The sequence below is a fragment of the Sphingobacterium athyrii genome, assembly GCF_003071065.1.
In the GTDB taxonomy this organism is placed as follows: Bacteria; Bacteroidota; Bacteroidia; order Sphingobacteriales; family Sphingobacteriaceae; genus Sphingobacterium; species Sphingobacterium athyrii.
In genome coordinates this window covers 774034-788978 of record NZ_QCXX01000004.1, presented here as the reverse complement: position 1 = coordinate 788978, position 14945 = coordinate 774034, and the positions used below count along the sequence as shown (strand labels likewise).

Sequence of the window (14945 nt, the reverse complement as noted above, 5' to 3'; positions counted from 1 at the left end):
TAATAAGGTTTAAGTTTTTGTATTTGATAATCGAAAATACAATTCTTTGACAATCCTCCGTAAAAAAGCATTTCCGTTTTTTTGTTTTATTACAAAAAATATGTAATATATTTGTCACAATGAAAAAGCTTTTTGAGCTTAAGGACTAAATTGCAAAACAATAATTGTCATTTTTTCCAGCCTAATGTAACGAAATGAGAAACTAATACGTTATGATTGATATAGTATGGTCCAACTTTTTAATTAAATCGTATACGTGAGTCAAAAAATAAGCGCTTTAATTATTACATACAACGAAGAGGATAATATTAGCGAAGTTCTTAAAAGTTTAGAATTTGCCGACGAAATCATTTTAGTGGATTCGTTCAGTACCGATCGTACCCTGGAACTTGCCCGATTGCATCCTAAAGTAAAAATCTATCAAAATAAGTTCGAAGATTTTACCAAACAGCGGAATTTGGCATTGACATACGCCAGTAACGACTGGGTGCTATTTTTGGATGCGGATGAACGCCTGACTAAGGCATGCCAGACTGAAATAGTGGAGACCATCAATGATCCACAAGCGAAAGACGCATATTATATGTATCGCTTATTTTTCTTTTGTGGTGAGCGGATCAATTTTTCCGGAACACAAAACGACAAGAATTTCCGTCTCTTCAAAAAAAGTAAGGCTACATACGACAGCAAGAAGAAGGTCCACGAGACATTGATAGTCAACGGTACGATTGGTAGTTTAAAAAATAAAATATGGCATTATTCTTTTGCTGATTATGCATCTTACAAAGAGAAAATGGTTCATTATGGAACGCTTAAAGGCAAGGAGCTCTATGCGAAGAACAAACGTTATTCGCTATTGAGTCACCTGGCAAAAGTGTCCTTTAAATTTTTTAAGGCATACTTTTTGAAACTAGGTATTCTTGACGGACGACGAGGATATCAACTTTGCTACTTACAAAGTCTCAGCGTACATGAAACTTTTATGTCGTTGAAAAGAGAAGAAAAGAGATGAAGATTTGCATTATAAGCTTTGATTATTGGAATTATGACCACCACATTGTAAGTAAATTACAAGAAAAAGGGGTTGATGCCTCTCATATTAACATGGGAGCATATCGTTACAAAAACTTTGGCGAACGGTTCCGCAATGCCCTGAGCAAAATCTTCCTAAACAAAAACATCAAGCACATCAAACGTCAACAATATGTGCTTGATTCGCTGGCTAAGCTCGGCCCTCAGGACAAGATCCTTGTACTCAATCCCCATAATTTGGACTATGAGACCATTAAGCAGATCAAATCTTATACTCCATATCTGATTTCCTATCTATACGACAATCTCGAACGATTTCCAGTTAAAGATCGTTTGGATCTGTTTGACAAGATCTATTCGTTTGAAGACAAAGACGTTAATAAATACGGCTTTGAGAAGATTACAAACTACAATTATCTTTCCGAACAGCCTCTTCAATGTGATACGATTGAAAACGACCTCTTCTATATAACATCCTATGACAAAAGACGGATTAAATTCTTGCGGAGATTAGCGTCTCGCCTCTCTACAATGAATATAAAAAGCAAAATTATCGTCGTGGGGAAACAGGTATGGAAAGAGAAAATAAAACAATTATCCTCCAATAAATTACTTAACAGGTATATCCAGCTAAGAAAAACACCTATTTATATAGATGAGGTATTAACAGAATATAGGAAGAATAGAGTAATTCTCGATTTAATGCGAGATGGACAGGAGGGGTTAAGCTTCCGAATTTTTGAGGCAATGGCTCTGGAAAAAAAAATCATAACTGACAATCCAAGCATTCTAAATTATGATTTTTACGATCCCCAAAATATTTTATATATTGATAAAGATTTGGAAATCTTAAATGAATCCTTTTTTCATACCCCTTATAAAAGAATCTCCATCGAACTTTATAGGAAATATACATTAGACAGTTGGCTTGAAAAAGTATTTGATCTCGAACAAACTTTAGATGAAAAAAAAATTACTCTTTATAGCTCCTAATTATTACGGATTTAACGAAGTTGTATATAGCGGATTACAATCCTATAGTGATTATGAAGTAATTGAAATAAACTCTACGAAACCCTATAAGTACAAAAACATTAGCGAAAGGATATATAATTTTTTTCTAAAAACATTCAAAAAAGATAATTTAAAAAAAATTAAGACCGAACAATATGTCCAACAAGCCATTGAAGACAGCGGACAATATGATTTACTTATTGTGAATCGACCTGACCTATTAACCGAAGAGGCTTTAAAAAGGGCTATAGCCAAATCAAAAAAAAGCAAAGCAATTTTATGGGATAGCTTAAAAAAAATTCCACAACCAGAAGGATATCTTGCTAAATTTGATAATGTCTTAAGCTTCGACTCCGATGACTGTTCAAAATATGGTTTTACACCTATTACTAACTTTTATTTTAGAGAAGCCCAGAATTCAGAAATCAAGTTTGATGTAGCTTTGCTGATGACATATGATAATAGAATTAATGATGCTATCAAATTGTTCCGCTATTTTGAAAGACATGATATAAAAGCAAAGGCTCAAATTCTGGTTCCTAAAAAAAATCAAATTAAAGAAAATTTGCCTGAGAACATGGTAGTCATTCATCAGATTATTCCTTTTGAAAAATCCTGTGAATATTACTTCGACAGCAAAGCAATTTTGGATCTATCACATTCTAATCAAAAAGGGCTTTCTTTTCGGCCATTTGAGGCCTTAGGTTTAGAGAAAAAGCTAATCACAACATCTGAAAATGTAAAATCTTTAGAATTTTACAATGCAACAAATATTTTATATATAAAGGATATTGATAATATAGATTTCCCTAAAGAATTTCTAGATGAAAAGTATCTTAAGCCAAGTTTACAAATAGCAAAAAGATACTCCTTAAAAAATTGGGTTGAAAGCATTACATCATAATGGAACAAGATTTAATCATTTATTTTATCTGCCCTACAAATAAGTATGCTACTGGTGGGGTCAAGCAGATGTACCGACAGGTTGAGGTATTAAATGACAATGGAATCAATGCAAGGATTTTACATAAATGGCATGGGAATAGAGAGAAATGGTTACAAAATAACCCGCCAATATCTTATAGCCCCTATATTTTCAAGCAAATAAAATACAAAGCAAATTCAAAAAGCATAAATATCTTCCGAAGATTGACATTATTCTTTCTGAAGATGATCAGTAAAAAAATAGGTAGCAATTCAATACTGGTCTTTCCAGAATTTTATGGATTAAATGCCCATAAAATTACCCCTAATTTACCACGAGTAATATTCAATCAAAACTGTTACTATACATTTGACCATTCAGATAATTTTGATTTACAGAACAATACATATACTGATGATAAAACTTTAGCTGTAATAACAGTCTCCGAAGATTCTCAAAGCTATCTTAAATACATATTTCCGAAGATTCCAATTCATAAGTTAAGGTTAGGAATAAACAATGAACTGTTCTTTTATTCCAAAGAGAAGAAAAAACAAATTTGCTTTATGCCAAGAAAACTGTCTCACGACATCTCACAAGTTATTAATATACTTCGACTGAGAGGAATGGATAGTTCTTGGAATCTGGTTCCAATTGAAGATAAATCAGAAAAAGAAGTGGCACAGATTATGCGTGAAAGTTCAATTTTTTTAAGTTTCAATCACCGAGAAGGATTTGGTTTGCCGCCTGCCGAAGCAATGGCATGTGGCTGTATCGTTGTTGGATATATAGGCCGAGGAGGAGCAGAATATTTCAAACCAGAGTTTTCATATTCTGTAGAAGAAGGAGACATAATTGGATATGTAAATAAAATTATTTATGTAATAAATCTATTTGAAACAAACGTTGATCTTGTAACAGTTCAAAGAAAACAAGCTTCGGATTTTATTTTGAATAATTATAGTATAAATAATGAAATTAGCGATGTTGTAGATGTTTGGAAAAATACCTTAAAAAACTGATTCGTTCATTTAATTTTTCATAAAAATTATACAGTAAAAAGAAATTTTTCATACTCTATAATGTATATGTACACTATTTTTACTAAATTTGCCGTTACCAAAATGAAATTTGCTAATGAAAAAACAATTAAAACGGATATATCATTTTTTACAGTATAAATCTCTAATTTATTTCGATAAGAAAGTAAAAATACAACGAAAAGATCCTAGGAGCATTCCGATTATAATTATCAATTATAATCAGTTGGAAAATTTAAAAAATTTAGTTTCTTTTCTTCTAGCTAAAAATATTAAAAATATAATAATTATCGACAATAAATCAACATATGAACCTCTTTTAGCTTATTATAGGCAAATTAACGGCAAAGTAAAAATAGAGATGATGTCTGAAAATTTAGGTCACATGGTATTTTTTGAAAATGAAGATCTTCAGAAAAAATATGGATACGGATACTATTGTATTACTGATGCAGATATTCTTCCGAACGAAAAATTACCAGACAACTTTTTAGATATAATGATAAATATCATGGATAGATATCATGGTAAAATACAAAAAGTTGGATTTGCACTTGACCTAAAAACAATCCCAAATTTTTATCCGTTTAAACAAAAAGTACTAAAATGGGAAAAACAATTTTGGCTGGAAAAATTAGAGCCAAACATATACAAGGCTGGAATAGACACTACATTTGCCCTTTATAAACCTAAATATCCGAAAAAATTCAAGGTGAAACCAATGAAATTTTATGAGGGTATCCGCATTTCAGGAAATTTTACCTGTAAACACATGGGCTGGTATTTGGATCCCAAAAATCTTACAGAAGAACAGAGTGTATACATGAAAACTTCTTCTAGCTCAAGTTCCTGGAAATTTGACGAAGATGGAAATTTGGTAGCATCAGAAGCAAATTATTAAATTTAATCGACATCCAATATTTGACTGATCCATGAGGAAAAGCTATATTTCTTTCTTATTTCAAGCTCCACAGCAACATATGGAGTTTTAAGGAATGTAATTATATCTGCTTCATTCATCGAAGAATAGTCTAAAACATAAAAATTATTCGGGTGATAAAAATCATATTTAACAACATTGGTATTTGTCGTAATCACTTTTTTTTCATATTTCAATCCTTCAAATATCCGAAACGATAATCCATTATGATCGCCTATTAAAAAATCCACAATTACTTTTGTCTGTTCTATAAACTTCAGATAATCTTCGAATGGAATAACTTCAGTTAAACACTCTACCCCCCTCTCCATATAAAGATCTACATTTTCTAGCTGATCAGATTTAAAAACAATTTGAAATTTTACTTTTTTGTAAATTTTAGTCAATATATCGAACAAATTCAACAAAAAATGCTCCCTACTTTGATGATAAAAGCCTAAAAAATAAGCATCATAATTAATCGAATTAGTTTCCTGAGCAAAATCAAAATAAAAATTATGTAAAAGATGGGTCTGTAGTTCGTTATTTGAGATAATATCATCTTCATCGAATACATAAAACTTATCAAATATGGGAATCAATTTAAAAATCTCCGGATTCCGTCTTAACCCATCATAATGGTAGGACACCATATATTTAGCTTTATTTTTGGCCGCTAACAATACCTTTTTATGAAAAAAATCAGCTCTAAGTACTAAACAATAATCAAACAGATCAAATGCATCAATTCTGTTCAACAGTTTTTCAGCAGTATATTCATAGGTAAGCTTACGTTTATATTGATTGTTCCCATCTGTAAGTTTTTTAAAAGTATTTAAGACTCTTTGGAATATATTTTTATATCGAAATTTTATGGAATCGTGAAGGATAACAGTTACCTCAAAACCAATCTCTAACAGATTTCTTTCTATTAATGAATATAGTTTATAATCATTTGGAACAAGCAATAAAATTCTTTTCTTCATAAAATATATAAATCATAAGTCCTCAATATTCCATCAGGTAATTTTCTTCTTATATGCTATATTGAGAATAATATTATCTCTTCCTTGGACTTTCTAACCGATATCATGACAAAGATAAATATTAGCTTTCATACTCCTAAATACTAGAATCTTTTTCAAGATTATTTATCTTCTATTTGTCAAGATAAATCTTGGAAAATGTTTGTTTATAGAATCAATAAAATGACCTTTCAATATTTTTACATATTTTTACACTAAGAGAAAATATTGTATAATTCTGTCCTGAGCTAGTGTTTTAAATAAAGCACTGCTTAAATATACCAAACTTGGTAATAATATTATAATGAATTCAAAGCAGCCTTTAGTAACGGTCTTAATGGCCGCATACAATACCGAAAGATATATTGCACAAGCAATTCAAAGTATCCTAGATCAAACCTATAATAATTTTGAGCTCCTAATTATAGATGATTGTTCCTTGGACGGTACCTTAAATGAAATTAGGAAATTTGAAGATAGTAGAATAAGACTACTCCAAAATCATACGAACCAAGGTGTCGTCATTACCCGAAACAGAGTCCTACGGGAGGGTAAAGGTGAATTCATTGCAATTATGGACAGTGATGATATTGCTATCCCTGATCGTTTAGAATTACTATTAAATGAATTTAATAAGAGGCCTGAACTTGCTCTAATAGGTGGTCATGCGGATGTAATAGATCCAAATGGAGTACCTACAGGGCAAAAATTCAAGGTAGAGACAGACTCAAATTTACTTCGGCACCTCTTATTTTTTGGCAACAATTTCACACACTCGTCAATTATGATGAGAACGGATGTATTTAGAGAATTTAATGGATACCGAATTCCCATTGCAGAAGATTACGATTTATTTCTAAGAATTTCAACAAAGTATCCAGTATCAAATTTAGATAAGTGTCTACTTTTATATCGCGATCATACTTCAGGAATTTCAAAAAAATATGCATTAGAACTTGAAAATCAAATTTTACCAATAAAAGAAAATATTCTTCGTACCATTGATCTACCCTCGGAGATAAAATATCAGAAAATGATAACACCTCCTTTTGAATGGCCTAGTATTAGCGTACTTGAATATAAGAAATTTTATATTCAATTACTAAGTCGTATCAATCCCTCTAATGAATCATTATCCCTTAGAACATATCAGTTTATTTTCCAAAAATGGTATGAGGTAATAATGAATAATGGAGAAAAAAGAACTTTTTTCTATTTTTTCCATAAACCTTTTTTTGGATGGAAATACATTACAGCAAAACAATTTAGACGAGCATTAAAAAAAACTGTCAAAAATCTATTGAGATAAAGAGTCACTCTTTTATTTTTAGTGGATTAAACAGCAATAGTATATCCATAAAAGATTTTAATAAACGATACGAAATTTTAGACTGTTGCAAATGTTCAAAATGGATTAATCGTCGAGACTTATTTTCTAGATATTTGAGATCTTTCAAAGCGATATATTCACGCCAAAAATATGGATAGAAATTTTCGATAAAATCTTCCCTTTCACGAGTATGTGCCACAGCGTACGAACTGTCAGAGGAAATTCCATGTAAATCGTATTTAGCCAAAAAATCATCAATATAGATAAATGAAAGTTGGTGTTGGAAAAATAAATTCATAAAAAATTGCCAGTCCGAAGTAATTTTAAAACGACAATCATAAAAGCCATATTGAAAAAATAAGCTTCTCTTAATAGCCGTGGACTGATGATTTAAGGAACTAAACAACCAAAATGACAATGTCAATTGTGCAGGTTGAATCAAATCCAAGCTCTCTCCCGAATCGTACAAACCCAACGTATTGCCATAGTAAACGTCTCCTTGGCCATCAACCCGCTCGTCATAAATAGCAAGCGTACCATCGTCATAAAAAGTATCACCACTATTCATAAATATCAAATAGTCTCCTTTAGCGAGCATAATACCTTTATTCATGGCATCATAAACCCCTTGATCCCGTTCAGAGACAATATTATCAATCTGATCTTGATATGTAGCAAGCGTCTCCAGAGACCCATCATTACTGCCACCATCAATAACGATAAACTGAAATTTTTTATACCGTTGATTTACAACACTGTTAATAGTCAATTCCAGACCCTTACAATTATTATAATTAATAGTAATGACTGAAAATTTAACATTCTTATATTTATTATCCAAACCAGTTATTCTTCCTTTTTATTGTATACTGCAACATTTGCAATAAGAATCTACAACAAAAATAAAGAATATCAGTTTATTCCAATGGATATAAGCATAAATAACCACAATCTTTATCGTTTCAGCTGAAGGAGTTAAGAAAACTTATTCATTACCTTAACCACTCGACTAATATCCGCTTCCGTGTGGCCATAGGAAATCGGAAGGCTAAGTATTGTTCGGTGAATTTCTTCTGAGATTGGATAGTTTGCGCCGGATAGAATCCCCTGCATCGCTTTCTGTTGGTGTGGAGCTATTGGATAATGAATTTCTGTTCCGATACCGTTGTCTAGCAAATACGCTTTTAGTCGATCTCGCTCAGCATGGCGTATAGCAAAAATATGGTAAACATCCTCGAAACCAGCTTCTACTACGGGAAGAATAAAATCGGACTTCAGTTCACTTCGGTAAATTGCGGCCAGCATCTGTTTATGTGCAGTAATCTTATCCAAATACTTCAATTTTACAGATAAAAAAGCTGCCTGTAACTCATCCAGCCGAGAATTATACCCCACCTCATCAAACACATATTTAGCTGAAGAACCATAATTCCGTAGTGTACGAATAGATTTATTCAGTTCCTCATCCTTGCAGGTTATAGCACCGGCATCTCCTAATGCACCCAGATTCTTCGTTGGATAAAAGCTAAATGCACCAAAATCACCAAATGAACCGGCCTTTTGGTCTTTATAAATAGCTCCATGTGCTTGTGCACAATCCTCGACGACCTTCAGGTCATATTGGGTTGCTAACTGAAGAATGGGATCCATGTCACACATCTTTCCATAAAGATGGACAACTAAAATAGCTTTGGTCCGTGCTGTAATAGCGGGCTCAATTTTCCTAGGATCAATATTATAAGTATGTATATCGGGCTCTACAAGAACAGGTTTTAACCCAACCTGCATAACAGCGAGTATCGACGCAATATAGGTATTAGCTGGGACAATCACTTCATCTCCCGGTTTAAAGCCAAAATAACGTAATGACAGTACAAGCGCATCCAATCCGGAGGCCACCCCAATGCAGTGCTGTACATCACAATAGCTCGCAAAGGATTGTTCAAATTGCCCCACCTGTTTTCCCAAAATATACCAACCTCCATTCAACACTTCTCGGAATGCCGCGGTATATTCATCCATAAATTCTTTATTGACTTGCTGTAAGCTCTCGTAAGGGATCATGTATAAAATAAGGTTCGTAAATATAATCTGTTGCATCAAAGTATTCAGAAGCAAGTACCATGAGGATAGCGTCTTCTGAAAAATCGAACATCTGGTGCCAATCTTTAGGTTCCAAAATAAGGCATTGATCTGGTGAATTCAATTCGAAAACGCGCTCATTGGTTCCATCCTGATTATAAATAGCACAGCTCCCTTTCAGGCAGATCGCAGCTTGGACCGTTTGATGATGTCGATGTCCGCCGCGGGTGGATCCATCTACCCCATAAATGTAAAATATCCGACGCACATCGAAAGGAATAACTTTTTCTATCACCGTTAAATGCCCACGATCATCGGTGAATGTTTTTAGGTCAATCTGATAAGCCATTATCTTAAAAAATAGGATTTGTGATAGTATTCTCTAAATTTGCCGAGTGCATATAATTTAAACATACGGCGCAGTGAAGTTCTGATACGTGGAATTTCATTGATTTCATGCGAAACAATCTTACGCGATAATGCTTTGATCTCCCGGTCAGCACATGTTAACATCTTGATATATGGCTTGTAGAGAAATTCGATGTCATTATCGTTTAATGTATAGTAGTTAGATAGTGTAAAAGAATTCTTCTCTGCATATTTTAATCCATGAAAGTGATAAAATATCACTGGAAACAACTGTTGGCTCGAAAGCTCCCTTCCCCAAACTTGCCCTATTTTATGTTCGAATTCATATTGCTGAACATTCCAGGGCGCAACTCCGCCACCGAGATGCTCCAATACATGTATCCCAGTAAATTTCGATGTCCACACATCCAAATATTTTTGATCCCCAAATCGTCCAGGCTCTCTCCGATTATAGCACCACTCGATACAGGCTGCACGCCACCATTCCAAGACTGCTATTCCCTCAGGTGAGTTTTTAAAGTAAACAAACTGTACGCAATAAGTTCCGCCCGATTCACTATCTTCATACATCGCACTATACCGATGTGGGGTTATAATTACTGACGCCCCTTTAGCTTCCTCTATTAAAACGGCAGGGTCCGCATAAAAAAATAAATCGGCATCTAAATAGGTACAGTTTGACAGATCATAATTACGGATGCTATATAAAATAATAGACGGTGTACAGGTCCAACAATATTCTCCTACTGTACGTGTGGGTTTGACAGCCAATAATTGCTCATCTTCAAAATCCGACAAAGAGATGATGGTAGCATGAGACAGCTCCATACGCTTCAGAATGTTATAACATTCATCATCAAATGCAAAAATATAAAGATGAAAGTTCCTTACGCACTTTTCAAGCGACCGATACAAGGCCAGTCCGCGTGAAAGGTACAATGAATTAAATAAGGTGCAATAATTATACATATATTATATACTTTTTCAAAACTTCGTTTACGATTATTTGTATTCATATGCAAGACCTGCTGTCTCCCTGCCACAAACACAATGAAATGGAGAACAAAAACGTTAATAGTATAGAATCAAAAATTTTAATCATGAACAACAGTAAAAAACTTTATATCATCCGACATGCTAAAGCCGAAACCATTCCCGGGGTCAATGACTTTGATCGTGCATTGACTTCCGAGGGCATACAACACGCAAAACAGGTCGCAGAGAAACTTGCAGCCAAACTCACACTCGATGAAAACAGCATTGTGATCAGTTCGCCAGCTAATAGAGCCTTACAAACCGCCCGTGTTTTTTTAGACGTTATGGGTGCTTCATCATTTGATATTCAGATGGAAGAGTCTATTTATGAGTGCACCTACAAGCATTTGCTTTCAGTCATCAACACCATCCCCGATCATATTGATCATGTCTTACTTTTTGGGCACAACCCGACATTGACGGACTTGGTGGAATACCTAACCAGAAAGTCAGCTTATCTCCGCACCTCATCATTTGCAGAGGTTAAGATCGATGCCGGCTTTACCTTTCAAATGCTTAGTGGCAACTGTGCCGATCTTGTACAGATTGTTGATTAAAATATAGATTAAAGAACGATAGGTCCCGGAACATATCTCCTGAATAGTCCAATCTTGTAATAGTGACAACTGATGGCTAAAAAAGTCCTAGTCAATCTGGTCAATTTTTAAAAAAAAATTAAAAATATGATTCCAGCAATTTGACATATAGAAAAAGCCTTATGCAATTTCGACTTGCATAAGGCTTTTAATTCACTTTTTATCTGCTACAACGTTTATTTACTATCCCTGATATTTTTCATTGAAACCGTTTTTTCTACACCATCCATTACATAGAAATAGCCCAGCGCATTGCCCGAAATATTTCCCTGTACATTTGCCGGAACGGCAGACAGCAGCCCTTTCCATTTTGTCTCTTGGAATAAATTGTAAAGAAACTTAGCATATCGGGGAGAAATAGCAAATTTTGCAATGAATAAGCTATCCTTTTTGCTCATTTCATAACTATAAGTTGACGTCAGCAAGGTATTTAACACATTCGGCGCTCCGAACTTAAAACTGTAACTGAAGGGCGCTTTAAATACCGTAATACTTTCATTCGAAAGTTCCCTTTTTGGCAAAATCAACCATTTATTTGAGTTTCGCATGCCAAATAAATAAGTGGAGACCTTTACATGCCAATTCTGACGAGCATCCGATTTCTCTACAGGAATAAAAGATTTTTCTACTGGCACGATGGGAATAAGCTGATCTTGAGCCTCATATATCTTGCCATTTGACTCAATTTTTAACTGAAAAAGGTTGTTGACTGTATCTTTCAGATTAAATAAACTGCCTTTATAAAGGCCATCTCCAAGATCCTCAAATAGTATACTATTGGGACCATTAGTTACTGTCACTGCAGCGCCACTTATTCCCTCAGTCTTACTTCCGGACGAAGATATATTAAGTCGCTTCAGCGCTATATATTGTTCTTGATAGAGCGTATTAATTCCGCCTTCAACAATCATATCATAGGATTGATCCCTGTCAACTACAGGTTTTTCGCAGGATAGGAGAACAGAAAGGAAAAGAAACAAAATAATTATTTTCATGACTCTTAAAATCTAATTGCATAATTTATAGCCGGAACAATTCCAGAAAAGGAAGTCTGCTGAACAGCCGGATTGCCACTATCATCTTCGGAAAAGCTATAATAAAGTGGATTGCGCCGGTCTAGCACATTGTAGAGGCCGATGTTCAGCGTGTTCCGTCGCCCCGTTTCTCTTTGTTTTTTTGTTTCTAGATCTATTGAACAACTGATATCTAAACGGCTGAACAAGGGCATTCGATGCGAATTTCTATTAGAATAAATCGGAACGACTATTCCTTCATATTCGGTAAAACCCATAGGATACGTCAAGGGACGGCCGGACTGCACCGTATAAAATGCATTTAAATGCATAAAACGATTGATACTATAGGATAAGTTGCTTTTTAAAACATGAGGAATATCAGCATTTGCAACATATTCCTGACCTTTATTAATTCCAGCAATTGTACGAAAAGAACGAGACCAGCTATAAAAAAATGTACCATCAAAGCTTCCAATTCTTTTATTCAGTGAGAATTCCACACCATACATACGGCCATTCCCTTGCTTGACCTGCGTTTCGATAAAAGGATTTAAGATAAGCTGTGCATGATCAATCAGCTCAACTTGATTTTTCATCTTTTTCCAATATCCTTCTATGCTAATAGCTCCTTTATAGATCATTTTATGTATCCGAAAAGAGAATGCATCCGCGTATTGCGGTTTGATATTCTGTCCTGCAGGTATCCAAGCTTCCAACGAGGAAAATGCCAACTCGTCATTTTGTAGAAGTTGGAGGTATTGATACAGTCTATTGTAAGACAATCTCACACTATATCCTGAACCAAATCTATACATCATTGTAATACGAGGTTCCAGCCCATAATAGGCTTTCCTTTTATCGGCCTCTTCAGCCAACATTTTATACTGATTGTTATTCAGTAAGTAATACCTTCCAAAAGAAGTACTGGAAAATGCATTCACGCGAGTACCCAATACGACTCGGAAGGAGGAATCTATTTTCCAGTTAAACGAGGCGTATCCGGTATATTCATACGTTTGTGCTCTAAAAATATTATCCTCATTGTTGACATCCACGGGAGCAATCTCGCCTGGTTTAAAGCGATGAAGGGTAGCCTGAGCTCCAAAATCCAGTGTTCGCTCTAATCCCATAAAATAGGTAAAATCTGCTTTTAAGCTTTTATCCCTGATTTGCGTCAGCCAGGTTCTATTATCAGAAGATTCTGGCTTGCTGACATCCAGTTTGTTGCGATAATTACTAAGAATTGCAGAGATATTCATAAACAAACGTGGACTATGTACATAATTCCACCGCAACGTTGAAGTCCAATTACCCCAACGATTTGTATTTTTATTGAGAGCTACTACCTCGTCCTGTCCGACATACCCTGAAAGATAGATCTTATTCCGTTCTGAGAAAGCATAGTTCAATTTGACATTATAATCACTATAGGTTCCCTTGACATTAAATAACCGATACTCCGTATTTAATAGATTTGAAATGCTGGAGCGTGCTGTAACCAAAAAAGATCCTTTACCCCTTTTGATAAATGGCCCCTCTGCCCCTAAACGAGCAACCAAAAGGCTTGTTCCACCAAAAAAATGCATAGCCCCATTGTCGCCATCTCTTGTGTTCATTTCCATAATGGACGCTAGTCTGCCACCATAATTAGCAGGTATCCCATCCTTATAAATCTGCGTGTGTTTTAAAATATCCGAATTGAATACAGACGTCAGGCCAAATAAATGTGAGGGATTGTAAACAACAGCTTCATCAAGCAGAATAAGGTTCTGATCTTTTCCACTACCACGTACAAAAAGATTACTTCCTCCTTCAGTGAGTCCATTAATACCGTTTTGCATCTGCAAAACTTTTATAATATCTGCTTCACCCTTATAAAATGAATTATTCCGGAAGCGGGCCCAGTTTATTTTCTCATTGAGACGCTGTTGCTCTCTATCAGCAACAATCGAATCACTATCAATAACAACCTCTTTCAGGTTCATATCCATAGGTGATAGCTTAATGACAAGGTAACCATTTTCCATTTCGGGTGTAAAGCGCATATTTTTTGTGCGATAGCCAAGGTAACTAACCACACAGTCATGATTGCTTTTAGGAAGCGTCAATGAATAGAAACCATAGTTGTTACTAAAACCGGTTCTATTTTTTCCAGCAATTACCAGATTGGCGCCAATCAGACTCTCTCCGCTCAAACTGTCAACAACACGCCCTTTGATGGTGAAAGTTTTATCCTCAGGATAAAGAATCAATGCCCTGTTGATCACTGTAAAACCAATTTTCGAGTCCTTCAGCAGATACGCAAGAAGATCCTCCAGGCTGGATTTGTTGAAGTTCCTACCATAAACAATATTTCTGTTAAAGATCTGCTCATCATAGGACATAGAAATCCCGTAATTTTTATTGATTTCTGTCAAAATCTGAATGATCTCTTTATTTTTTGTATCGATGGAAACTTGCAAATCCGAGAGATTGCTTTGGCCAGATGATTTTGAATAAGTGAAAATAATCAGCCAGCACAACAAGAGAAAACGAGACAGAACAATACCCTTCATAGCAATA

General features: G+C 34.6%; 14 protein-coding genes. 7 read left to right on the top strand and 7 right to left on the bottom strand.

Annotation, left to right across the window (positions count from 1 at the left end; all coding sequences use genetic code 11):
* Positions 1-256: 256 nt before the first annotated feature.
* The 5 genes from DCO56_RS17665 (at position 257) to DCO56_RS17645 (ending at position 4912) form a co-directional block, all read left to right on the top strand.
* A complete protein-coding gene (locus DCO56_RS17665; RefSeq protein WP_219929412.1) occupies positions 257-1012 on the top strand; it encodes a glycosyltransferase family 2 protein in 756 nt (251 codons plus the stop codon).
* The gene (locus DCO56_RS17660) at positions 1009-2025 is read left to right on the top strand and encodes a WaaS/CpsH family glycosyltransferase (protein ID WP_108635048.1); all 1017 of its coding nucleotides are present in this window, start codon (positions 1009-1011) and stop codon (positions 2023-2025) included. Before DCO56_RS17665 ends, DCO56_RS17660 begins: the two co-directional genes overlap by 4 nt.
* A complete protein-coding gene (locus DCO56_RS17655; RefSeq protein WP_108635047.1) occupies positions 1994-2950 on the top strand; it encodes a WaaS/CpsH family glycosyltransferase in 957 nt (318 codons plus the stop codon). Before DCO56_RS17660 ends, DCO56_RS17655 begins: the two co-directional genes overlap by 32 nt.
* Complete coding sequence (locus DCO56_RS17650) at positions 2950-3993, top strand: glycosyltransferase (protein ID WP_108635046.1); 1044 nt, start codon at positions 2950-2952, stop codon at positions 3991-3993. The genes DCO56_RS17655 and DCO56_RS17650 overlap by 1 nt, the downstream gene beginning before the upstream one ends.
* Positions 3994-4108: 115 nt before the next feature.
* On the top strand, positions 4109-4912 hold the full coding sequence (locus tag DCO56_RS17645) for a hypothetical protein (RefSeq protein WP_108635045.1): 804 nt from the start codon (positions 4109-4111) through the stop codon (positions 4910-4912).
* Between the two features lie 2 nt (positions 4913-4914).
* Here the strand turns inward: DCO56_RS17645 and DCO56_RS17640 are convergent, their stop codons facing one another.
* Positions 4915-5916: a WaaS/CpsH family glycosyltransferase gene (locus tag DCO56_RS17640; RefSeq protein WP_108635044.1), complete on the bottom strand. Its 1002-nt coding sequence runs from the start codon at positions 5914-5916 to the stop codon at positions 4915-4917.
* Between the two features lie 343 nt (positions 5917-6259).
* Here DCO56_RS17640 and DCO56_RS17635 point away from each other — a divergent pair, with 343 nt between their 5' ends.
* The gene (locus DCO56_RS17635; RefSeq protein WP_108635043.1) at positions 6260-7264 is read left to right on the top strand and encodes a glycosyltransferase family 2 protein; all 1005 of its coding nucleotides are present in this window, start codon (positions 6260-6262) and stop codon (positions 7262-7264) included.
* A 4-nt stretch (positions 7265-7268) separates the two neighbouring features.
* Here the strand turns inward: DCO56_RS17635 and DCO56_RS17630 are convergent, their stop codons facing one another.
* From DCO56_RS17630 to DCO56_RS17615, 4 genes are all read right to left on the bottom strand, one after another.
* On the bottom strand, positions 7269-8126 hold the full coding sequence (locus tag DCO56_RS17630; protein WP_181390593.1) for a glycosyltransferase family 2 protein: 858 nt from the start codon (positions 8124-8126) through the stop codon (positions 7269-7271).
* Between the two features lie 134 nt (positions 8127-8260).
* Complete coding sequence (locus tag DCO56_RS17625) at positions 8261-9307, bottom strand: DegT/DnrJ/EryC1/StrS family aminotransferase (protein ID WP_245935864.1); 1047 nt, start codon at positions 9305-9307, stop codon at positions 8261-8263.
* 7 nt (positions 9308-9314) lie between these two features.
* Positions 9315-9716, bottom strand: a complete 402-nt coding sequence (locus DCO56_RS17620; RefSeq protein WP_108635040.1) for a sugar 3,4-ketoisomerase — start codon at positions 9714-9716, stop codon at positions 9315-9317.
* Positions 9716-10564: a glycosyl transferase gene (locus DCO56_RS17615; protein WP_241254851.1), complete on the bottom strand. Its 849-nt coding sequence runs from the start codon at positions 10562-10564 to the stop codon at positions 9716-9718. The genes DCO56_RS17620 and DCO56_RS17615 overlap by 1 nt, the downstream gene beginning before the upstream one ends.
* A 272-nt stretch (positions 10565-10836) precedes the next feature.
* Between DCO56_RS17615 and DCO56_RS17610 the strand changes: the two genes are divergently transcribed.
* Positions 10837-11328, top strand: a complete 492-nt coding sequence (locus DCO56_RS17610; RefSeq protein WP_165309133.1) for a SixA phosphatase family protein — start codon at positions 10837-10839, stop codon at positions 11326-11328.
* A 215-nt stretch (positions 11329-11543) separates the two neighbouring features.
* Here DCO56_RS17610 and DCO56_RS17605 read toward each other — a convergent pair whose 3' ends face one another.
* Positions 11544-12362: a DUF4249 family protein gene (locus DCO56_RS17605; protein ID WP_108635037.1), complete on the bottom strand. Its 819-nt coding sequence runs from the start codon at positions 12360-12362 to the stop codon at positions 11544-11546.
* Between the two features lie 5 nt (positions 12363-12367).
* On the bottom strand, positions 12368-14938 hold the full coding sequence (locus DCO56_RS17600) for a TonB-dependent receptor (protein ID WP_108635036.1): 2571 nt from the start codon (positions 14936-14938) through the stop codon (positions 12368-12370).
* Positions 14939-14945 lie beyond the last annotated feature (7 nt).